The sequence below is a fragment of the Pandoraea anapnoica genome, from assembly GCF_902459765.1.
GTDB lineage: Bacteria > Pseudomonadota > Gammaproteobacteria > Burkholderiales > Burkholderiaceae > Pandoraea > Pandoraea anapnoica.
The window spans coordinates 383,292-402,982 of sequence record NZ_CABPSP010000002.1 but is presented as its reverse complement, the minus strand read 5'-3'; the positions used below and the strand labels follow the sequence as shown (position 1 = coordinate 402,982).

18 protein-coding genes are annotated in these 19,691 nt (G+C 63.5%); 12 read left to right on the top strand and 6 right to left on the bottom strand.

Annotated elements, in window-relative coordinates; genetic code table 11:
* Nucleotides 1-65: 65 nt before the first annotated feature.
* The 5 genes from lpdA (at nucleotide 66) to PAN31117_RS04850 (ending at nucleotide 5,192) form a co-directional block, all read left to right on the top strand.
* Nucleotides 66-1,496, top strand: a complete 1,431-nt coding sequence (lpdA, locus tag PAN31117_RS04870) for a dihydrolipoyl dehydrogenase (RefSeq protein ID WP_150737206.1) — start codon at nucleotides 66-68, stop codon at nucleotides 1,494-1,496.
* Nucleotides 1,497-1,604: 108 nt separating this feature from the next.
* Nucleotides 1,605-2,702: a cell division protein ZapE gene (gene zapE, locus PAN31117_RS04865; protein ID WP_150737205.1), complete on the top strand. Its 1,098-nt coding sequence runs from the start codon at nucleotides 1,605-1,607 to the stop codon at nucleotides 2,700-2,702.
* Nucleotides 2,703-3,312: 610 nt separating this feature from the next.
* Nucleotides 3,313-3,951, top strand: a complete 639-nt coding sequence (locus PAN31117_RS04860; RefSeq protein WP_174990832.1) for a DUF2939 domain-containing protein — start codon at nucleotides 3,313-3,315, stop codon at nucleotides 3,949-3,951.
* Between the two features lie 54 nt (nucleotides 3,952-4,005).
* Entirely contained in the window at nucleotides 4,006-4,479 is a 474-nt protein-coding gene (locus tag PAN31117_RS04855; protein ID WP_246188915.1) for a DUF2147 domain-containing protein, read from the top strand.
* Between the two features lie 230 nt (nucleotides 4,480-4,709).
* Nucleotides 4,710-5,192 carry a DUF2147 domain-containing protein gene (locus PAN31117_RS04850; protein WP_150737203.1) on the top strand — a complete coding sequence of 161 codons (483 nt, stop codon included), beginning with the start codon at nucleotides 4,710-4,712 and terminating at the stop codon, nucleotides 5,190-5,192.
* A gap of 115 nt (nucleotides 5,193-5,307) precedes the next feature.
* Here the strand turns inward: PAN31117_RS04850 and PAN31117_RS04845 are convergent, their stop codons facing one another.
* The 6 genes from PAN31117_RS04845 to PAN31117_RS04820 all read right to left on the bottom strand — a co-directional run bounded on the left by PAN31117_RS04845 (nucleotide 5,308) and on the right by PAN31117_RS04820 (nucleotide 12,743).
* Nucleotides 5,308-6,561 carry a Tle-like phospholipase domain-containing protein gene (locus PAN31117_RS04845; RefSeq protein ID WP_174990831.1) on the bottom strand — a complete coding sequence of 418 codons (1,254 nt, stop codon included), beginning with the start codon at nucleotides 6,559-6,561 and terminating at the stop codon, nucleotides 5,308-5,310.
* Nucleotides 6,562-6,958: 397 nt separating this feature from the next.
* The gene (locus tag PAN31117_RS04840) at nucleotides 6,959-8,257 is read right to left on the bottom strand and encodes a collagen-like triple helix repeat-containing protein (protein WP_174990830.1); all 1,299 of its coding nucleotides are present in this window, start codon (nucleotides 8,255-8,257) and stop codon (nucleotides 6,959-6,961) included.
* A gap of 100 nt (nucleotides 8,258-8,357) precedes the next feature.
* Nucleotides 8,358-9,101, bottom strand: coding sequence for a MarR family winged helix-turn-helix transcriptional regulator (locus PAN31117_RS04835; protein ID WP_150737200.1), 744 nt, complete (start codon nucleotides 9,099-9,101; stop codon nucleotides 8,358-8,360).
* Nucleotides 9,102-9,200: 99 nt separating this feature from the next.
* Complete coding sequence (locus PAN31117_RS27685) at nucleotides 9,201-10,397, bottom strand: collagen-like triple helix repeat-containing protein (protein WP_150737199.1); 1,197 nt, start codon at nucleotides 10,395-10,397, stop codon at nucleotides 9,201-9,203.
* A 321-nt stretch (nucleotides 10,398-10,718) separates the two neighbouring features.
* The gene (locus PAN31117_RS04825; RefSeq protein ID WP_150737198.1) at nucleotides 10,719-12,398 is read right to left on the bottom strand and encodes a collagen-like triple helix repeat-containing protein; all 1,680 of its coding nucleotides are present in this window, start codon (nucleotides 12,396-12,398) and stop codon (nucleotides 10,719-10,721) included.
* 27 nt (nucleotides 12,399-12,425) lie between these two features.
* On the bottom strand, nucleotides 12,426-12,743 hold the full coding sequence (locus PAN31117_RS04820) for a hypothetical protein (protein ID WP_150737197.1): 318 nt from the start codon (nucleotides 12,741-12,743) through the stop codon (nucleotides 12,426-12,428).
* A 985-nt stretch (nucleotides 12,744-13,728) separates the two neighbouring features.
* Between PAN31117_RS04820 and PAN31117_RS04815 the strand changes: the two genes are divergently transcribed.
* The 7 genes from PAN31117_RS04815 to PAN31117_RS04785 all read left to right on the top strand — a co-directional run bounded on the left by PAN31117_RS04815 (nucleotide 13,729) and on the right by PAN31117_RS04785 (nucleotide 19,690).
* A complete protein-coding gene (locus tag PAN31117_RS04815; protein ID WP_069343832.1) occupies nucleotides 13,729-13,914 on the top strand; it encodes a Flp family type IVb pilin in 186 nt (61 codons plus the stop codon).
* 238 nt (nucleotides 13,915-14,152) lie between these two features.
* A complete protein-coding gene (locus PAN31117_RS04810; protein ID WP_231965144.1) occupies nucleotides 14,153-14,293 on the top strand; it encodes a Flp family type IVb pilin in 141 nt (46 codons plus the stop codon).
* A 60-nt stretch (nucleotides 14,294-14,353) separates the two neighbouring features.
* Nucleotides 14,354-14,833: an A24 family peptidase gene (locus PAN31117_RS04805; RefSeq protein WP_217429630.1), complete on the top strand. Its 480-nt coding sequence runs from the start codon at nucleotides 14,354-14,356 to the stop codon at nucleotides 14,831-14,833.
* Between the two features lie 210 nt (nucleotides 14,834-15,043).
* Complete coding sequence (locus tag PAN31117_RS04800) at nucleotides 15,044-15,529, top strand: TadE/TadG family type IV pilus assembly protein (RefSeq protein WP_150659625.1); 486 nt, start codon at nucleotides 15,044-15,046, stop codon at nucleotides 15,527-15,529.
* Between the two features lie 157 nt (nucleotides 15,530-15,686).
* A complete protein-coding gene (gene cpaB / locus PAN31117_RS04795; RefSeq protein WP_150737196.1) occupies nucleotides 15,687-16,712 on the top strand; it encodes a Flp pilus assembly protein CpaB in 1,026 nt (341 codons plus the stop codon).
* A gap of 190 nt (nucleotides 16,713-16,902) precedes the next feature.
* A complete protein-coding gene (locus tag PAN31117_RS04790; RefSeq protein ID WP_246188914.1) occupies nucleotides 16,903-18,234 on the top strand; it encodes a type II and III secretion system protein family protein in 1,332 nt (443 codons plus the stop codon).
* Between the two features lie 103 nt (nucleotides 18,235-18,337).
* Nucleotides 18,338-19,690, top strand: coding sequence for a CpaE/TadZ family protein (locus PAN31117_RS04785; protein WP_150737195.1), 1,353 nt, complete (start codon nucleotides 18,338-18,340; stop codon nucleotides 19,688-19,690).
* Nucleotide 19,691: the final 1 nt, after the last annotated feature.

Sequence of the window (19,691 nt, the reverse complement as noted above, 5' to 3'; positions counted from 1 at the left end):
GGCCATGTTCCCCATGGTCGGCGCGCCGCGCCTCCCCCTGCCGTCAACCTTCACTGAGTCTCAAAATGGCAAACAAAGAATTTGATGTAGTCGTTATCGGCGCCGGCCCCGGCGGTTATATCGCCGCGATCCGCGCTGCACAACTCGGCTTCTCCGTCGCTTGCGTCGAGAAGTGGACCAACCCGGCCGGCAAGATGGTGCTGGGCGGGACGTGCCTGAATGTCGGTTGCATTCCGTCGAAGGCACTGCTCGCGTCGTCGGAAGAATTCGAAAAGGTCGGTCATCACCTGGCCGATCACGGTATCACCACGTCGGATGTCAAGATCGACATCGCCAAGATGCTCACGCGCAAGCAAGGCATCGTCGACAAGATGACCGGCGGTATCGAGTACCTGTTCAAAAAGAACAAGATCACGTGGCTCAAGGGTCATGGCAAGCTCATCGCGAAGAACGACGGTGGCTACCAGATCGATGTGACGGGCGCCGAGAACGAATCGGTCACGGCCAAGAACGTCATTATCGCCACGGGTTCGAAGGCCCGCCATCTGCCGGGCATGCCGGTCGACAACAAGCTCATCTCGGATAACGAAGGTGCCCTCTCGTTCGATACCGTGCCGAAGAAGTTGGGCGTGATCGGCGCCGGCGTGATCGGTCTGGAACTGGGTTCGGTGTGGCGTCGTCTGGGCTCGGAAGTGACCGTGCTCGAAGCCATGCCGGAATTCCTGGCTGCCGCCGATGCCGGCGTGGCCAAGGAAGCTGCAAAGCAGTTCAAGAAGCAAGGTCTGGACATCAACGTCGGCGTGAAGGTCGGCGAAGTGAAGACCGGCAAGAACAACGTCACGGTCAACTACACGGACAAGGACGGCAAGGAGCACGCGCTCGAAGTCGACCGCCTGATCGTGTCGGTCGGTCGCGTGCCGAACACGGACGATCTGGGTCTGGGCAACATTGGTCTGGCGACCGACGAGCGCGGCTTCATTCCGGTGGATGACCACTGCCGTACCAAGCTGCCGAACGTGTACGCGATCGGCGACGTGGTGCGTGGCCCGATGCTCGCGCACAAGGCCGAAGACGAAGGCGTGCTGGTGGCCGAAGTCATCGCAGGCCAGAAGCCGCACATCGACTACAACTGCATTCCGTGGGTAATCTACACCTCGCCGGAAATCGCGTGGGTCGGCAAGACCGAGCAGCAACTCAAGGCCGAAGGCCGTGAGTTCAAGCCGGGTCAGTTCCCGTTCGCTGCCAACGGCCGCGCACTGGGCATGGGCTCGTCGGACGGTTTCGTGAAGGTGCTGGCCGATGCCAAGACCGACGAAATCCTCGGCGTGCACGTGATCGGTCTGAATGCTTCGGACCTGATCGCCGAAGCCGTGGTTGCGATGGAGTTCAAGGCTGCGTCTGAAGACATCGGCCGTATCTGCCATCCGCACCCGTCGCTGTCGGAAGTGATGCGTGAAGCCGCCCTCGATGTCGAGAAGCGTGCACTGAACAAGTAAGCCGCTTTACGCTTACCTGTACGAACAAAGGCGAGGCGACTCGCCTTTGTTTTTTCCCGATTTCCTTGGTTACTTTTGCCCCCCGGCGCCGGCTCGTCGCCGCACTGCATGAACGTTCGCGAATACTACCAACAAGAATTGGCCGAGCGCGGCTACAAGCCCGACGAGGCGCAGGAGCGCGCCGTCGAGCGTCTGCAGCAATGCTACGACGAATGGGCGGCGTACAAGTCCAAGCGTTCGAACACATTCAAGAAGTGGCTCGTGCATCCCGACCTGCCCAAGGGTGTCTATCTCTGGGGCGGAGTGGGACGCGGCAAGAGCTTCCTGATGGACAGCTTTTACTCGGTGGTGCCGTTGCAGCGCAAGACGCGTCTGCACTTCCACGAGTTCATGCGCGAAGTCCATCACCAGTTGCAGGCGCTCAAAGGGCTGCCCGATCCGCTGGACGAACTCGCCAGGCGCATCGCCAAGCGCTACCGGTTGATCTGCTTCGATGAGTTTCACGTCTCCGACGTCGCCGATGCCATGATCCTGCACCGCTTGCTGGCCGAACTCTTCAAGAACGGCGTGCAATTCGTGATGACGTCAAACTATCGTCCCGACACGTTGTACCCGGACGGCCTGCACCGCGACCGCGTGCTGCCCGCGATCCGTTTGCTCGAAGAGAAGCTCGATGTGCTTAACGTCGACGCCGGCATCGACTATCGCCGCCGCACGCTGGCGCAGGTGCAGGTGTATCACTATCCGCTGGGCAACGAAGCCAACCGTGCGCTGCGCGCGGCATTCAGCGAGATTGCCGGTGTGCCGGACGAGAGTCCGCTGCTGCACATCGAACAGCGCGAACTCAAGGCGCTGCGTCGCGCGGGCGGCGTTGTGTGGTTCGATTTCCATACGCTGTGCGGCGGTCCGCGTTCGCAAAACGACTATCTTGAACTGGCCAATCGCTTTCACACCGTGGTGCTCTCGGACGTGCCGAAGATGACGCCGCGTATGGCCTCGGAAGCGCGGCGCTTCACCTGGCTCGTCGACGTCTTCTACGACCACAAGGTCAAGCTGCTGATGTCGGCGGAAGTGCCTGCGGAAGATCTGTACACGGAAGGGACGCTTTCCAACGAGTTCACGCGCACCGTGTCGCGACTCGTGGAAATGCAGTCGCTGGAGTATCTGGAAGCGCCGCGTCGCGTGGTGGATACCTCGCTGACCTGACTTCGCTCACCTCGTCGGGGAGCCCCGACTCAGGAGAGCAGGAAGGCAGAGAGGGCGGGGCGCTTAGCGCCCCCGGTCCCCGCGGTTGCGCTGGCGCGAGTCCGGCGGGGGAGGCGGCGGCTGCCGCTGCTCGCGGATGTGGTTATAGATGTCGCCCCGCAGGTCGCCTTGCGGCCGAACTTCCTGCTGTTGCCCACGGGACGGTCCAGGCCGTGCCCCGCCATGATTATCGCCGCGCCCGTTCGGGCGATCGGCAGCCTGCGCGAACCAGCCCTGGAAGAATCTGCCGTCCGACGACGATTGGGCCGTGGCGCCCCACGACGCACCGGCCAGCATGACGAAACACAGTATTCGGACAAGTCGGTTGTGACGCATGGTGCCGCCTCCTTGTCGGTTGAACTGCCTTGATTGGCCGAAATCCCCGTTTGTCGTGCCGGTGCCATGCCAGTCGGGTAGGCTGGTCAGCACGCCACGGCAAATGCGGCTACGCTTCGAGAGTAAAAGGGCTGCGGCCGATGTGCTGTAAAGATTTGTAAAGCAATGTAAGCCGATGGGGGCCTGGCGTAATACGTCGCCTACCATGCGCTGTTTTAAATGTCGGAGTCTTGCAATGCGTAAGCTTTCTCTGGTGGTGGTGGCCCTGCTTGTCGTACTGGGGTTGCTGTTCGGCACGCCGTATTACACCTTGTGGCGCGCGCGCGATGCCGCCAATGCCCGCGACGCCGCCACGCTGTCGTCGTACGTCGACTATCCGGCGGTGCGTGAAAGTCTGAAGATGAGCCTTCACGACGAGCTATCCCGTCAGATGGACAAACAGCGCAGCAACGCCTTCGGTGCGCTAGCCCTGGCTTTGGGCGGTTGGGTGTCCGATCGCGTGGTGGAGGCGTTGCTGACGCCGGAAGCCGTTGCGGCGATGTTGCGCGGCGACAGTACAGGGCTGCCGCCCGCACCGGGTGCGCCCGCACCGCGTGATGTGGTGCCGCCGCAAGCAGAATCGAGCGCGCCGCAAGCTGCACCTGCCGCCCCCGTTGCACCGTCGGCGAATAGCGGAGCCAATACGCCGGAAGCGCCGACCACCGCAGATAACCAACCGCCGCGTACGACAACGCGTACCGAGTTTCAGGACTTCAATCATTTCCTCGTACACGTTTCGCGCAGCGACCGCCCGGAACGGGTCGTGACGTTCACGCTCACGCGCCGCAACGTCGTGCAGTGGCGATTGACGGCCATTGCGTTGCCGCCGCTCTAATTCCTCCAATCCCTCTCATCGACCCGCGCTTTCCGGCCAGTTGCGAACACGATCTTGAACGCGATTTTGAATGTGATGTCCTGGCGGCGCCTGTGCGTCGCCGCCATGCTGACGGGCAACGCGCTCGTGGTCGTGGCGTCCGCCGATCCGTCGACGCCGGTCGGCGTGTGGCGCATTGTCGACGAGACGGGCGACCCGAAAGCCCTCATCACCATTACCGAAAAAGACGGGGAGATCGTCGGTGCGCTGACCAGGAGCCTCGGTCGGCCAGACGGGCTGGAGCGCCGCTGCAACGAATGCACCGATGCGCGTCGCGGCAAGAAGCTTCAAGGCATGCAGATCATACGGGGGCTGCACAAGGACCCCGATGGCGACGAGTACGTTGGTGGGAAGATTCTTGATCCTGACAGCGGCAGCGAATACGGCTGCAAGATGCGGGTCGTCGAAGGTGGCAAGAAACTCGAAGTTCGAGGCTATTTCGGCATCTCTTTGCTGGGCCGCACGCAGACGTGGATTCGCGAGCAGTAGCGCCACATCCCCTCACATCCTTTTCATCACCCGGTAGATTGAGCGACGAAGATTCACGTCGGGCCATACGCGATGGCACGACGCAGACGCTGGTCGGCTAGAGGACTTCCTCAGCACGAGGTCACGCCTTTGGCGTAATCTTCAAAGCGACTCACGCGAGATATGCCGCATTCCCGGCGACGACGTCGAGTCCTACGACAATCAATTCCGTATCTGGGAGGATGACAATCATGAAGCAGATTTCGAACGCGACGTCGTGGCGACGTCTGGGTGCGCATGCGCTCGTCGCAGTAGCGTTGCTGGGCGGTGTCGCGAAGGCGGCGCTGGCCGCCGACGACACGTCGCCGGTCGGCGTGTGGAAGACGGTCGACGACAACACGGGCAAGCCGAAAGCGCTCGTCACGATCTCGGAGAAGGACGGCGAGTACGTCGGCGTGATCACGAAGGGTCTTGGCGAGAATGACGATCCCGCGCGCGTGTGCGATAAGTGCACCGACGAGCGCAAGGGCCAGAAGATGCTCGGCATGCAGATCATCCGCGGCATCAAGAAGGACGGTGACTCCTACGGTGGTGGTTACATCCTCGATCCGGAGAACGGCAAGGACTACAAGTGCAAGATGACCGTGACGGACGGTGGCAAGAAGCTCGACGTTCGCGGCTTCATCGGCATTTCGCTGATCGGCCGCACACAGACGTGGATTCGCGAGCAATAAGGCAGCGAACGTCGCAAGCGTCTTCGACAGACGACAAAAAGACCCGGACGAATTTTCGCCGGGTCTTTTTCGTTGAGGGCCCCGGGGCGAACCGGGGTAACGGAAATATCGGGGATTAACGTGCCGGTGAGAGCGCGCTCGTCGCGCGAGCTGCGCTGGGCAGGCCGTCGAACAACGAGTAGATCATCTGCAATGTCGAATGCCGGGCGATGGCACCCCGAATGCCCGAGGTGCTTGGCGCAGCGGGCGTTTCATGCGACGCATGACGGCCGCGATGACCCGTGGCGGGAGCCGTTGGCGGCGGGGCGGGCGGCAACGCGATGCGTGTACCGATGGGGCGGGGGACCATGATTTGCGCAAACCACGACACTGCGTTGCCGAAGATCGGAATGCGGGTCGCCATGTTCAGACCATGCTTCAACATATCCTGGATCACGGAAAGCATCTCGCCGTCGACGTAATACGATTTCACACGCGCCCCTGCGGGAACGGCGGCATGCCGCGCGACCGTGCGAGTATTCAGCCCAGCGGTGTCGAACGTCACAGCAGTCGATTGCCGCACGACGGATGTCTGCGCAGAGGCCAGCCCGCCCCCTAGCGAATGGCCCGTGAACACGAGCTGCCGCGGCGGGTAGTGAAGCGCCAGCGATTTGCCCCAGTTGATGGCCTCTTCGTACTGCTTGGAGCGCAACCCCAACGCCTGTCGCAAGTTGTGCATCCAGTCGACCAGGGCGCGTCCGGTAATGCCCATCTCCGTGCCGCGATCCGCCGCGAGATAGCGCTCGCAAAGCTTGTCTTCATAGAGCGCGCCGAAGAAGCCCGATTGCTTCGGTCCGTTGTCGTCGTGCACGCTGATGCGACGCACGCGTGTCGGCAAAATCTCTGGGACCGAGTGATCGAAATAGACGTCGTGATTCACAAGGGCGGCTGTGATGTCGTTGCGTTGTTCGATCATCGACGCGGGGAGACGTGACTTGCCTTTTGCTTCGATCAGCGTATCGAGTTCGTCGATGCGCTGCGCGACGGTGACGAGCTTCGCTGTCCGACAAGCGGAATCGTGAGCGGCGTCGTCGCCGATGAGCGGTTGCATTTGCGCGAATACATTGTCGTAGGCCACCGATCCCAGGCAGCCGCAAGCGCGCGATCCTGACGCGAGTGATTCCCGGGTCGCTTCGCGCCACGCCTGGATCAGCGCGCGCATGCGCTCCGTGAGTGGATCGTTCTGCGCGCTGCACGACTGAGTGCGACGCCGGGTCTCTGTGTTCGATAACGTACCGATCCGTTCAAGCGAGCGTCGCCGCTGCGCATCGAACGTGCGACGCTCTCTGGCGATATCCGCCCATTCGGCGGGTGTCTCGCAGGAGGTCACGCTGTTGTGGGACGGGGGCGGCGATGTATCGTCGACAGCGGTGTTGGGCGATTCGTTCGCGGTGCTTGGGGTGACGGCGCAGGGGCGATGCGAAGGATTGAATGCGCCGGATAAGATTTGCATAGGGGGTGAGTAAAGGACGTGAAAGGCGAGCGATTCTGCGCGACGCCTTTGCCCCCGGAAATCAAGAATGGCTCATTTGAAAGTCGCGGCAGCGGGTCTCATGAACATGCGAGCGATCAGTTGCCGACGACAGCGCGTTCGACGCCAGATACGACAACGCCCGGGCAGTGTCGCTTCACTGTCCGGGCGTTGCCGTCCTGCACCGTCGTCAGGGCCTGCATCCTGCGAACGGTTCCCCCTCGCGATCTTCCGGCGGGATCGATGTCCCGTCGATTTACTTGCCGCCCAGTCCCCCGAGCAAACCGGTTACCGGGGCAAGCAGACCGCCTGCGCCGCCGGTACTCCCCGATGCGCCACCGGCAACCGACGTCAACGGAGCGGTCACCGAACTGAGCAACGTTGTGACGGGGGCGAGCGGATTGCTTGCACTGCTGCCGCCCGTACCCGTCGCACTTGTCACGCTGCCGAGTAGACCTGTAACAGGACTCAGCGGATTGCTGCCGGATGCACCGCCACCGGCCACGCTGCCAAGCAGTCCCGTGAGCGACCCGAGCGGATTACCCGATGCACCCGAGGTGCCACCCAGCCCGCCCAGCAATCCGGTGAGCGCGCCGAGCGGATTGCTGCCGCCAGCGGTCGTCGGCGTCACCGTCGTATTACCGACGTTCGCCAGCACGTTCCCCAGCGCGTTCGCGCTGCTGCCGTTCGTACTGCCGGAGAGCAGACTGCCTGCGCTCGTGACCGTATTGCCCAAGGCCATCAGCGGATTGCCGAGACTCGCGACGACGGCGTTGGGTGCGGCCGCCTTGACCTGTACGCCCGTCGAATTCAATGCGCCGCCGAGCGTGCCGAGCAAACCTGCAACAGGTGTACCGAGGCCGCTGGCACCGCCGACGGTTTGCGTCGTCGTGACGAGCGTGTTTGTGATCGGTGTGATGGCGGACGAGAGCGCCGAGGTCGCCTGAACGACTTGCGGGCTCGTGAGCGTCTGCGAGAGGGCCTGGCCGCCGGTGACGACACCCTGACCGACGGTGGTGACCGCCTGACCCAGCACGCCCGTCAGCGAGCTGACAGGGGTATTGGCGAGCGGTCCGCTGTTGCCGATGCCGGTCACGCCGCTACCGAGCGACTTGGTGGCGTTGCCGAGATCGGACACGACGCCACCGGTACTCGCGAGCGTGGTGCCAACTGGATTCGCGCCGGACTTTCCGAGTTGACCGAGACCGTCGCCGACGCCTTTGCCGAGATCGGCGACGGCGGTGCCCGTCTGTGAGATCGCGCCGCCGACGCCTTGCGTGACCTGCGGTGAAACACCAGGAATGGTCGTGCCCGACACCTGATCGCCGACCGCGCTCACCACCGAGCCGACAGAACTCACGACACCATTGCTGCTCGTGGTGGGGTTCGTCGGATTGACGGGGTTGGTCGGATTCGTCGGGTTATTGGGGTTCGTGGGGTTGGTCGGCGTGTTGGCCGTCGCGCCGCTGCCGCCACCCGAGCTGGAGCATCCGGTAATACTGACTACACCCGCCACAATTGCCGCGAACAACGTGGGACGCAGAATCTTCGACATGACGTATCTCCTTTCGGCACGGCGCAGTCCGCTTCGACCTGCGTCGACGGGGGCGGTCGTAGCGTTCGTGCGAACGCCATCTGCCCGTCCGCTATTGGGCTTACGACTTCGATGTGTTGCCGCGTCCGTTCGACACCAGACCGGCGATGTCCTGATCGGCCTCGAAGCGCAGACGGAAGGTCTCGCTCTTGAGGGTGCGAATGCTCTGCACCAGGAAGTCGTGAATCGCAGCGAGTTCGCTGTGGTCATACGCTGCGCTCACCGCAGTGAGTTCACGAGAGACGGACGACAGGAATTGTTCGATCTGCGCGCACTTTTCTTCGATGGGGTGAATCATCACCATGCGACGGTCGTGCGGGTTCTTCTCGCGCTCGACGAAGCCTGCGCGCTCCAGCCGGTCGATGACGGTAGTGATGCCACCGGAGCTCACACCCATGAGTTCGGCGAGCTGTCCTGCGGTGATCGATTCGAGTTCGAGAATCAAATCGAGCGCGTTCAGATCGGTGACGTTCAGGCCGAGCTGCTCGGCAAGCGCTGCGTGATAGAGCGCCGTGTAGACTGCCAGCCGGCGTCCGAGCGAGCGGACGATACCGGCGACGAGATCGTTACGGTTCGTGTGTCGATCGCTCATGGTGCCGTTCGCTCCGTTCGTTGCGTTCGTTCCATTGGAGCCGTTAGGCGAAGCGGTGCCGGACTCGGTACCGTATGTGTTATGACTTTGCGGGCCGGCATAGTGACTGCCGGAGCTTCTGGTGTCGCGCATCGCCAGAGGTTCTGCGCCTTGCGGGGCGGATTCGCCATGACCGCGCATCAGAACGCCGGTATCGGAGAGAAAGCGGGCCATGGCATTTCCTTATCGTTTGTTGTTAGTTGTGACGTGGTCGGCGCTACGACGGCCCAACGGCTGTTTGCGCCGCGCCACGTCCTGAAACGATTGCTGTGATTACTTGCCGACGCTGGCGACGCTGCCCAAGAGGTTCGTCACCGGCTGGATCAGCACCAGCAAACCGCCCGCGCCACCCGTGCTGCCACCGGCGCTGCTCGTCACGCCCGAGAGCAGGTTCGTGACGGGGGCAAGCGGGTTGCTGCTACCGCTGCTGCCACCGGACGCCGCGCCGCTCAGACCGCCGAGCAGGCTCGTCACAGGCGCCAGCGGGCTGCTGCTGCCGCTGGTGCCACCCAGACCGCCGAGACCGCCCAGCAGACCGGTAACGGAGCCGAGCGGGTTACCCGAGCTGCCACCACCTGCGGCCGTATTGCCGAGACCGCCAAGCAGCGAGCCGAACGAATTCGTCGAGCCATTCGACGTGGGACCGTTGACTACGCCGCCGAGCGTCGAGACGGTTTTCCCGGTGGCGTCCACCGTGTTGCCGAGTGCGACCACCACACCGTTGTTCGACGTACCGCCGATGGTCGTGCCGACCTTGCTGACAACACCGCCGACGGTAGTGATCAGGTTGGACGCCGGACCGCCGAGGCCCGTCGTTGTGCCCACGGTGCGCGTGGTGTCGGAGACCATGTTGGTAATCTGATTGATCGGCTGCGACAGCGTAGAGGTCACTTGCCCGACCGGTCCGGTCGTTGCGAGCGCCTGACCGAGGATCGCGCCACCGGCAATGCCGCCCTGGCCTACCGACTGGACGACGCCACCGACGCCGCTCACCAGCGTGTCAACCGGGGTGCCTTGCAGCGGATTGCCCTTGGTGATGCCCTGAATGCCGCTGCCGAGCGAAACGCCGGCGTGGCCAAGATCTGTCACGGCAGGGGCGACACCGGCAAGCGTCACACCCACGGTATTCGCATTCGTGCCGGTCTGGCCGAGGCCGCTGCTGACGGCATTGCCGAGATCGGTGACGGCGTTCCCCGTGCTCTTGAGTGCGCCACCCATGCCTTGCGACGTTTGCGACGAGACAAGCGGCAGTTGCGTGCTGGCCACCTGATCGCCGAGGGCGCTCACCAAGTTGCCCGCCGAGCTGACCACGCCACCTGCACCGGCGGCCGTCGTGCCGACCGCGTTCGGGGTACCGGTCGTGCCGGCCGAGGTGGCGCCGCTGCCGCCGCCGCCGCTGGAGCAACCCGTGAGGGCGATGGCTGCGATGGCGGCCGAAGCCAGCAGAGTGCGTTGAATTGCGTTGCTCATGATGTCTATCTCCCTTGTTCGTTCTGAATATCGGCTGGCGGGGGACCGCTCAATGACGCCGTGTGATGTCGCGAATTGCCGCAGGGACTGCTATTTCCATTTGAGAAACCGTTGCCGCTCGCTGTGATGCCGTTGTGGGCGTGCAGCGGGTGGGGTGAGCCGGATCCGGCCCGGCCCGATCCGGTGCGTGAGCATCGGAGTGAGGGCCGGATCGCGGCGGTCACAAGCTGGCGGTGGATTCGCGCGGGTCATGATCGGTCTGCCTCTCGTGAAGTCTGTGCGCTGAGCGATGTGTCGACGTTGTCGATTCGGGCCGCTCGATTACTTCTTGCCGCCGAGCAGGCCGCCGAGCAAGCCGGTCACCGGGGCGAGCGGGCCGCCGCTGTTGCTGCCGCCCGACGTTGCGCCGCCGACCGCACCCGTCACCGAGCCGAGCAGCGTCGTCACCGGGGCGAGCACACCGCCCGAAGCCGAGCCGCCTGCGCTGGCCGAAGCACCGCCGGTTCCAATCGAGCCGCCTGCGCCAGCCGTGAGCGTGCCGCCGAGGCCGCCCGTCAAACCGGAGACAAGGTTGGTGACCGGGGCGAGCGGGTTGCTGCCCGAAGCACCGCCCGTTGCGCCGCCGAGTGCGCCGGTCAGACCGGAGACAAGGTTGGTGACCGGGGCGAGCGGGTTGCTGCCCGAAGCACCGCCCGTTGCGCCGCCGAGTGCGCCCGTCAGGCCGGAGACGAGGTTGGTGACCGGAGCGAGCGGGTTGCTGCCCGAGGCACCGCCGGTTGCACCGCCGAGCGCGCCCGTCAGGCCGGAGACGAGGTTGGTGACCGGGGCGAGCGGGTTGTTACCCGAAGCACCGCCCGTCGCGCCGCCGAGCGCGCCCGTGAGGCCCGAGAGCAAGCCCGTGACCGGAGCCAGCGGGCCGGAGCCCGTGCCTGAGCCGACACCGACTACACCCGACAGGCCACCGAGCGCAGCGCTCAGCGGAGCGAGCGGGTTGGTGCTCGTCGGCGTGCCGTGGACGAGGCCGCCAAGGCTGGCCACCGTGGTGCCCACACCGGCGACCACGCCGCCGAGGTCCTTCGCGACCGGGTTGTTGATCTGACCGCCGAGCTTGGTGCCCACACCGGCCAGACCGCCGCCGACCGTGGCGAGCAGACCGGCGACCGGCGTGCCGAGACCCGTGGCGTTACCGACCGTTTGCGTCGTGTTGGTCACCACCGTCGTGATCGGGGTGATGGTCTTCGACAGGCCCGACGTCAGTTGCTGTACCGGTGCGCTGTTGACCGTGGTCGTCAGCCCGTTGCCGAGTGCAACACCGGCGTCGCCGACCGAGGTCACCACGCCGCCGAGCAGCCCGGTGACACCGTTCACCAGCGCCACGTTCTTGAGCGGACCGGTTTGACCCAGGCCTGCCACAGCGCTACCCACTTGCTGACCGGCCTGACCGAGGTTGGTCACGGCGCCCGTGACGCCGGTGAGCGTCGGGTTCAGAGCGTCGTTGCTCGAACCGAGCTTGCCGAGGCCGTTCGTGAGGCCGTTTCCAATCGACTGCACGGCGTCGCCTGTCTTCACGACAGCGCCGGACAGTCCGCCTTGCGTTTGCGAACTGACGATCGGCAGGTTCGTGCTGCCGAGGGTCGTGCCCAGATCGCTGACCGTCTTGCCGACTTGCGTCACGACACCCGTGCTGGCGGTGGCAGCCACGACGCCGACCGGGTTGGTGGAGGCTCCCGTGCCGCCATTGCCATTCCCGTTGCCGTTGCCGTTTCCATTCCCGTTGCCATTGCCATTGCCGTTACCGCTGCCATTCCCGTTGCCCGAACCGTCCGGCACGGTGCCTGCGCCCGAGCCGCCGCCGCTGCCGGTGCCGGCCGAGGTGCCGCTGCCGCCACCGTCACCGAGCGAGCCACTGGTGCCGCCCGAACCGGAGCTGGCGCAGCCGGTCATCGTGACGACGGCGAGAAGAACGGCGGAAGCGAGAAGGTTGCGTTGGATGTTTTTCATGATGGTGTCCTCTGGTCTTTGTCGTATTCAGGCGAGCACGTTTTGCGCTGCCAGTCGGTTGTTCATGCGTTGTGCGATGAGTGCGAACAGGAGCGCGGTTACGGTTGCGCTATCGGGGCCCGTCATCGCATGGGCCGAATTCGTATTGCTGCTGCGAGCGTTCGCCACGTCGGTCGGTGTGGCGGTGGCGCGTACGCCACCGCCTTCTTCACCGCCCCTCCCTGGGCTTGCGCCTCTACGACCGGTGTCGGCCACAGCCTCGCGCTGCTTAGCCGCGATGCGTTGACGCTCTGCCGAGATGGCTGCTGCGCCGTGCATCGTTTGTTTGGTATTGCCAACGATCATGGTGTCCCTCGTGATCTTTAGCGTTGCGATGCAGGGATATCTGCAAGAGGTGTGCCAACCACAGATCCGAGGTTCGAATAAGCTTTCTAGTTTTTCCGGCAATCGGCTGAAAAGCCTGTATTTATTTGCGTTTCGGAAAACAAGAATCTTTTGGATCGAGATATCTCGACGGCGCGGGGGGAGTGGAAAGTCAGGGTTAACGCCATCGGGAAATGGTGAATAAGCGGCGAAACGACGTTCCCGTTACGGGGCTCGTTACGGGTAACGTAACGTAACGATTCGGATGTAACGGAACGAAAGGGTTACGAAAGGCGTGGGGAAAGGCGTAACGCAAACGAATGAAACTCAGGCGTGGAATTCAGGAGTAAAAGCAAATGCATCGGAACGCCCGAGGAAGATATTCAGGTGTTCCGGCGATTCGGGTAATGCCGGATCGAACGTAATAGCTAGAAAGCCTTACTAATAGCTAAAGACGCGGTGCGGTACGGCAAAAGGGAAGTGAAGGGCTGGCACCAAGTGTCGCGTGACGAAACGCGATATGAGCACTTTGGAAAAGATGAATAGTTATTTAAATGCGTGCTGAAACCGTAGATGGGCGGATTTCGCTAATGTGTGTGGCGTCGTACCAATCATGGTTTTCCCTCGCGCACGCTGTATTGCCTAGTTTTGGAGTATTGTTTGATCAACCTGCGTAACGTTTTCTTACATCCACGTGGGTGATTGGAAGCAAGACTCTAGTTTTTGTGATTTAGTTTAAATTAGCATCAGAAAAAAATAGCACGCATGTGCAAAGGCTGTGCCAACAGCCAAGGAAATATTGGCGTACAACGTAAAAGAGGTTCGCGAGCCTTACGGCGCAACGAACCCGAGGCCGAAGTCAAGAGTTGATCAGCGATATGGCGGGACGCCGACGTCGGACCTTAGGGTCGATGGGTGCCTTGCTGTGTGCCAACGGGCGCTTTGCGCCTTTTTGAGGGAGGGTGATATGAAACTCGGAAATCGTTTTCGTCTGTTTGCGCGCGACGAGCGTGGTGTAACGGCGCTTGAGTACGGCATCCTCGCCGCCATTGTCGCGGTGATCATCGGTGGCACCGTCTATACGAACCTGGGCACGGCGTTCTCCTCTGTGTTCTCGAAGATCCAGTCGGCGGTCACGGCAGCAGGCGCATAAGGTTCACGTAGTTCGTATCGGAACAACGGCGCTTTGGCGTTACAGAAGAAGTCGGCACAGGTTCCTCGCGTCTGCGTGCTATGGCGAGGGATCGTGCGGACCATAAGGGGAAGGGCGCAGGTTCACAGACAAGCGCCATCCGGGGTAGTGGGATGCTGTATTCGCGAGGAAGCGAATCATGCGAGCAAATCGAGTCGGGGCAAGCAGCCGACAGCACAGACTGTCGCGGCAAAAGGGTGTGACCGCGCTGGAATACGGCATTCTCGCGGCCATCGTGGCGGTCATCATCGGCGGCACGGTCTACACGAACATGAGTAGTGTGCTCTCGAGCGCGTTCAGCACGGTGACGTCGGCGGCCACCTCGGCGGCATCGCATTGAGACGGCATCGCCGCTGATTTGTATACGCGGTTTTGAGCGGAACCGGACGCGAGCTCCCTTGTGCTGACATTGCTGTGGCTGTTGTGTGTGCCGATCGTACTGACTGACCTGATCGCACGGCGTATCCCGAATATCTGGCTAATGTGCGTCGCTGCGCTCGCGCTGGTTTGGATTGCGTGGCAAGCGTGGCACACCGGACCTCGCGTGCTGTGGGTCCACGGACTGGGCGCATTTCTGGGATTGATCGTATTGCTACCTTTTTGGTGGCGCGGTGTGATGGCTGCAGGCGACGTCAAGCTGTTTGCAGTGATCGGATTGATAGCGGGTTACCCCGCGCTGTTGCCGGTGTGGTGTCTGGCCAGTGTGGCAACCGGATTGCACGCGCTGGTGGTGCTCAGCGGTCGCATGAAATGGCTCACACGATGGCGAGAACGTTGGATGGCGTCAGGCGTGTGGCAACGAATTCTGCAGTGGCGGGCGGGGCGTGTGGGTTTGCCTTACGGGGCGTATCTGGCTGCCGCAGCGCTCGTGGTGCGATGAAGGCAGTGAGCGGATAAGGGCGTGAGGGCGCCCTCCGTAGGCAGCAGCAAGATCGCTGACCATCGCAAAGTGGGAATGCATCGGAGGTGACGAGTGTTGGCGAAGCCAGCACCGTAATAACGGGAGGCGCGGGCGACGCCGCGCAAATTTGCAGGTTCATGCGTCGCCAGACACGGTCGAAAAGCGCCGTGCGCGACGGGGAGTATCGTCATGAAGCGGTCTGGGGCACGAGCAAATTCAGGGTTGCGATGCGTTCGGTCAACACGACCGCGCGGTGTCGCTGCTCTGGAATTCATGCTCATCCTCATGATCCTGCTGCCGGCCTTTTACGTCGCCGTCGCCTTCTCCATCAACATTCTTGCCCGACAAATGCTCACACAGGCCGCCTCCGAAGCGGGCCGTGCGATGTTGCGCGCCGGCACGATGGCACAGCGTCAGGGATACGCCACGACGGCGATCAATACCACGCTGACATGGCCTTCGGCGTCGGCCGTCAGCGCGACGTTTCCCGCGGATGCCACGTATCCCTGCCCGGCGTCGGGGACCGGCACGGTGTCGCAATGCATTGTCCACGTGACGCTGACGCTGAATCAGCCGATGACGGTCAACTGGCCGGGGCTGGGCGCGCTGGTGCCGCAAACCGTGATCGGTACGGCGGCCGTGACGCTGGACACGTCGACGCTCGGGGGAAGTTGAGCGACGGTCTGGACGGGCAGCACACGCATGAAACAAGTACGAAGCTGGCAACAGGTAGGACCACGAGTGAGGTAACAGCAAGTCGCATCGGATTGATATGCCGCCGACACACCGGCGTTCCGCAAGTTGTGACTGAACGGCCGACAGGCCCCAAGCCATGAACAAAGCCACCAAGATTCTTGCTGCTGTGCTGGTTATCGTCGGTGTCGCGCTGGCGCTCTTCGCATTGCGTCTGGGAACGACCAATGCGCCTGCGCCGAACGCCACGCCCTCGACGGTGACCCAAACGCTGACACAGCGCTTCCCGGCCGTGGTGGCGGCTAAGGCGCTTACCCCGGGCAAGCCGATTACGGCCGACGACATCAAGATTGCGCAGTTCGACAGCCAGACGCCCAATGCCTTCACCAACCCGGCCGACGTCGTGGGCCGAGTGCCCCTCGTCGCACTCGCAGCGGGTGTGCCGGTCACGCAAAACACGCTGGCACGGGGCCTCGCGATGCAGCTCGCCCCCGGCGAGCGCGCCGTCGCCCTTCCCGTGACCGAGACGGTCGGCGTGAGCAACCGCATTCGCCCTGGCGATTTCGTGGACGTCTTCTTCACGATGAAGACGAATCAACCCGCAGGCAGCCCGACGGTTGGCTTGGTGGACGACACGCAAGCGCGCCTGCTGGCATCGCGTGTGCGAGTGCTGACCTACGGCAATGCGTCGCTTGACGACATCACGCCGCCGCCCGCCGCGCCTAGCGTCGCGTCCACGGTCGCGGCAGCGACGGCCAGTGCGCCGCCGCCTCAGCAAGCGGCCGCGCCGCAACCGCCGCCGATGCCCGCGACCTCGGCGGTCGTGGCAGTCCCGATCGAAGACGTCAATCGACTCGTGCTTGGCGCGCAGCAGGGCAAGATCACGCTCGCACTGCGCAACCCTGCCGACGACACGAAGCCCGATACCTCGCTGTTTCCGCCGACACCGCCCGTACTCGTGAGCAAGGCCGGTCTCGCAGGAGAGAACAAGGCCGCACTGAACTCGCCGGAGAACCAGGCCTACGCCGGTATTGCCACGACGGGGCTGGCAGGGGAGCCGCCGCGACGCACGGCGGCAGCACCCGCAGCGCGTGCGCCGGGCGGCGGCGGCGGTGGCACGGTCGAAGTCGTGCGCGGCGCCGAGCGGTCCACCGCGTCCTTCTAACCCGAACGCGTCGAAACGATTTGAATTGAGTGAACTGAATTGAAGTGACGAGCAGAGCCGGTGATGTTCGGGCGCGGGGGGGCAACCAGTGCGACGAACGTTACTTAACCGACACAGTGACCGATAAAGCCACGCCATGATCAGAAGCCAGGTTCGCACTGCCAGACGAGAAACCAGACGTGTCACGGGAATGCTGTTTTGTTTTGCTGCGCTGCTCGCGTGTGGCGCGACGGTCGCGGTCCGGATGGCCGACGCCGCCGATACCGCACCTGGCGCAGGGGCTCGTTCGCTGACGCTTGCTGTGCACGAGCAGCGCGAATTACCGGTCTCGGGCACTTTGGAGCGCGTGGCCGTGGCTGATCCGGAGATCGCGGACATCGTCGTGCTTAAGGGCTCGGGCGGGCGTCGCGGCTCGGTGCTGGTCGTCGGTAAGAAGGCCGGTACGACACAGGTATCGACGTGGCCGCGCGGTGGTGAGGCCACCCGTTGGGAGGTTCACGTGCAGGGCAACCTGCAAAGTGCATTGGGTGACACCGGCACGGCCAGCGTCGACGCGCGCGGCAGTGCGGCCGTCATCAAGGGACATACGAATACGCTCATCGAACACAGTGGCCTGCAAGCGGCAGCGGTCGATGCGACAGGCAAGGGCGGGGTGGTGGTGGATCGTTCGACGGTCGGGGACACCGGCGTCGTTCAGGTCGACGTCAAGATCGTCGAAGTGAACCGCAACATTCTGAATCAGTTGGGGGTGGACTTCACGGCGCAGCACAACTCGCCTTCGGGCGGTTTCGGCGTGATTTCGACACTTGGGACGGCTGCTTTCGGCAGTGGCGGCACTTCGACGTCGAGCTTCGGATCGTTCTTCGGCTCGATTACGCGAGGCGCATTCAACCTGTCGGCGAAGATCAACTTGCTGCAGTCGAACGGGCTGGGGCGTGTACTCGCCGCGCCGTCGCTGGTCGCCTTGTCGGGCCAGAGCGCAAGCTTCCTCGCCGGTGGCGAGTTGCCTGTGCCGCAGTCGGGGGGATTGGGGACGACGACCATCGTCTACAAATCGTTCGGTGTGGGCCTGACGGTGACGCCGACGATTCTGTCGCCGAACCGGATTGCACTGAAGGTCGCGCCGGAGGCGTCCGATCTTGACTATACGAATGCCGTGGTGATCGCGTCGACGCAGATTCCCGCGATTACGACACGGCGCGCAGATACGACGGTCGAGCTGGGCGACGGCGAGAGTTTCATCATCGGCGGCCTGATTTCACGCACGACGACCGCCGCCGTCGACAAAGTACCGCTGCTGGGCGATCTGCCGCTCATCGGCTCGTTTTTCCGGAATCTGAAGTACAACAGTATCGAGAAGGAACTGGTCATCATCGTCACGCCTCACTTGGTCAAGCCGGTGTCCAGAGACGTGACGCTGCCGCTGCCGGGGGACACCCGGGAGAAGCGGCCGGGGCCGGTGTGGGGCGAGTATTTGATGGGCGTGGCAAGCGACAGCGAACTGCCGGGCTTCTCGAAGTGACTGACGTGGCATTAGCGCCGGAGCGAAGCAGGTTCGACGGCGGCGCGGCGGTCTCGGACGAAGCATCGGCGAGAGCCGGGTTGGGGTAGTAAGGAGTGCACAAATGAACGCACCGACGCGAATACTGGACACCATGACTGAGTTGCATCGCTTTCTTTTTTGCAGCGCACATGCCGGCCACGGACAGTGGCTCTCGGCGGCTTTGCGCGAAGAGGGCGTAGTGCTGCAGGAAGCCGGACGTCCGGCGCAGTTGCAGCAGCGCATCGGCGATCTCGATCCGCAGGTCGTGCTGCTCGACTTCTCGGGCGAGCCGACCGGTCATGCCGACGATCCGCCCGATGGCGGCATCGTGCAGGCCACGGAGCTGGCGCAGATGCTCAAACGCGTCGCGCCCAAACTGCCGTTGGTCGCCGTGGGGTCGGTGGTGCGCGCCGACGGCATGAAGGCCGCGTTGCGCGCTGGCGTCCACGATTTCATCGACATGCACTCGACGCATGAAGAGGCGCTCGATGTCGTGCGTCGCGTGATTGACCACACGCCCACGGCGAGCGTGACGACAGAGCCCCAGCGCCACGGCCGGTTCATCGTGCTGCTCGGTGCCCGGATCGGTGTCGGATGCAGCACGCTGGCTGCGCATCTGTCGCAACTGGGTCAGGAAATGTCCGTCGGCACCGACCCGGACCGTGCGGAGAAGACCGCGAAGGCGGCCAAGGCCAACGCGAACAAGGACGACAAGTTCGACGGCTCGTTGCTCGGCCACGTCGCGCTGCTCGATCTCGGACTGCCTTCCGGCGATGGTCTGCTGTATCTCAACACACAAAGCCAGTTCAGCTTCGCCGAGGCCGTGCAGAATCTGCGCCGTTTCGACGAAACGCTTGTGCACACGGCCGTGTCGCACGCGCCGAGCGGTCTGGCCGTGCTGCCGCTGCCGCTCGATCTGGGCGACATGCGCAGCGTGGCGGCGGCCGACGCGCTGGCGCTCACCGATCGCCTGCGCGCGTTCTTCGATCTGATCGTGGCCGACCTCGGCGGCTTCTCGAATCCGGCGTTCGTGGCCAGCCTCGTGCGCGCGGCCGACGAAGTCTGGCTCGTGGTCGACCAGAGCGTGGGCGCGATCGTCTCGCTCGCGTCGATGCTACGTGATCTGGAGGAGAAGAGCGTCGAGCGCAGCCATCTGCATCTCGTCCTCAATCGTTACGACCCGCGTTACGGCATGGCGGCCGATCAGATCGCCAAGCGCTTCGACCTGCCGCTGCTCGCCACGCTGCCCGACCGGCCGCTCGCCATGCTCTCGGCCACCAATCAGGGCAAGCTGATCATCGACACGGCGCGCAGCGACCCGTATGTGCGTGCGCTACAACCGTTGGTGGAACGACTGCTTTGCGCACAGCATGCGGGAACCGCATCGCATCGCCAGTCGTCGGGCTGGCTGGGCCGATTCATGGGAAAGCACTGAT

Bases quoted from the DNA above. Each gene is read 5' to 3' on its own strand.
- PAN31117_RS04815 (WP_069343832.1), top strand. From the start codon at position 13,729: ATGAAACTCGGAAATCGTTTTCGTCTGTTTGCGCGCGACGAGCGTGGT.
- PAN31117_RS04785 (WP_150737195.1), top strand. From the start codon at position 18,338: ATGAACGCACCGACGCGAATACTGGACACCATGACTGAGTTGCATCGC.
- zapE (WP_150737205.1), top strand. From the start codon at position 1,605: ATGAACGTTCGCGAATACTACCAACAAGAATTGGCCGAGCGCGGCTAC.
- PAN31117_RS27685 (WP_150737199.1), bottom strand. From the start codon at position 10,397: ATGAGCAACGCAATTCAACGCACTCTGCTGGCTTCGGCCGCCATCGCA.
- cpaB (WP_150737196.1), top strand. From the start codon at position 15,687: ATGAACAAAGCCACCAAGATTCTTGCTGCTGTGCTGGTTATCGTCGGT.
- PAN31117_RS04850 (WP_150737203.1), top strand. From the start codon at position 4,710: ATGAAGCAGATTTCGAACGCGACGTCGTGGCGACGTCTGGGTGCGCAT.
- PAN31117_RS04835 (WP_150737200.1), bottom strand. From the start codon at position 9,101: ATGGCCCGCTTTCTCTCCGATACCGGCGTTCTGATGCGCGGTCATGGC.
- PAN31117_RS04825 (WP_150737198.1), bottom strand. From the start codon at position 12,398: ATGAAAAACATCCAACGCAACCTTCTCGCTTCCGCCGTTCTTCTCGCC.
- PAN31117_RS04800 (WP_150659625.1), top strand. From the start codon at position 15,044: ATGAAGCGGTCTGGGGCACGAGCAAATTCAGGGTTGCGATGCGTTCGG.
- PAN31117_RS04790 (WP_246188914.1), top strand. From the start codon at position 16,903: ATGCTGTTTTGTTTTGCTGCGCTGCTCGCGTGTGGCGCGACGGTCGCG.
- PAN31117_RS04820 (WP_150737197.1), bottom strand. From the start codon at position 12,743: ATGATCGTTGGCAATACCAAACAAACGATGCACGGCGCAGCAGCCATC.
- PAN31117_RS04860 (WP_174990832.1), top strand. From the start codon at position 3,313: ATGCGTAAGCTTTCTCTGGTGGTGGTGGCCCTGCTTGTCGTACTGGGG.
- lpdA (WP_150737206.1), top strand. From the start codon at position 66: ATGGCAAACAAAGAATTTGATGTAGTCGTTATCGGCGCCGGCCCCGGC.
- PAN31117_RS04840 (WP_174990830.1), bottom strand. From the start codon at position 8,257: ATGTCGAAGATTCTGCGTCCCACGTTGTTCGCGGCAATTGTGGCGGGT.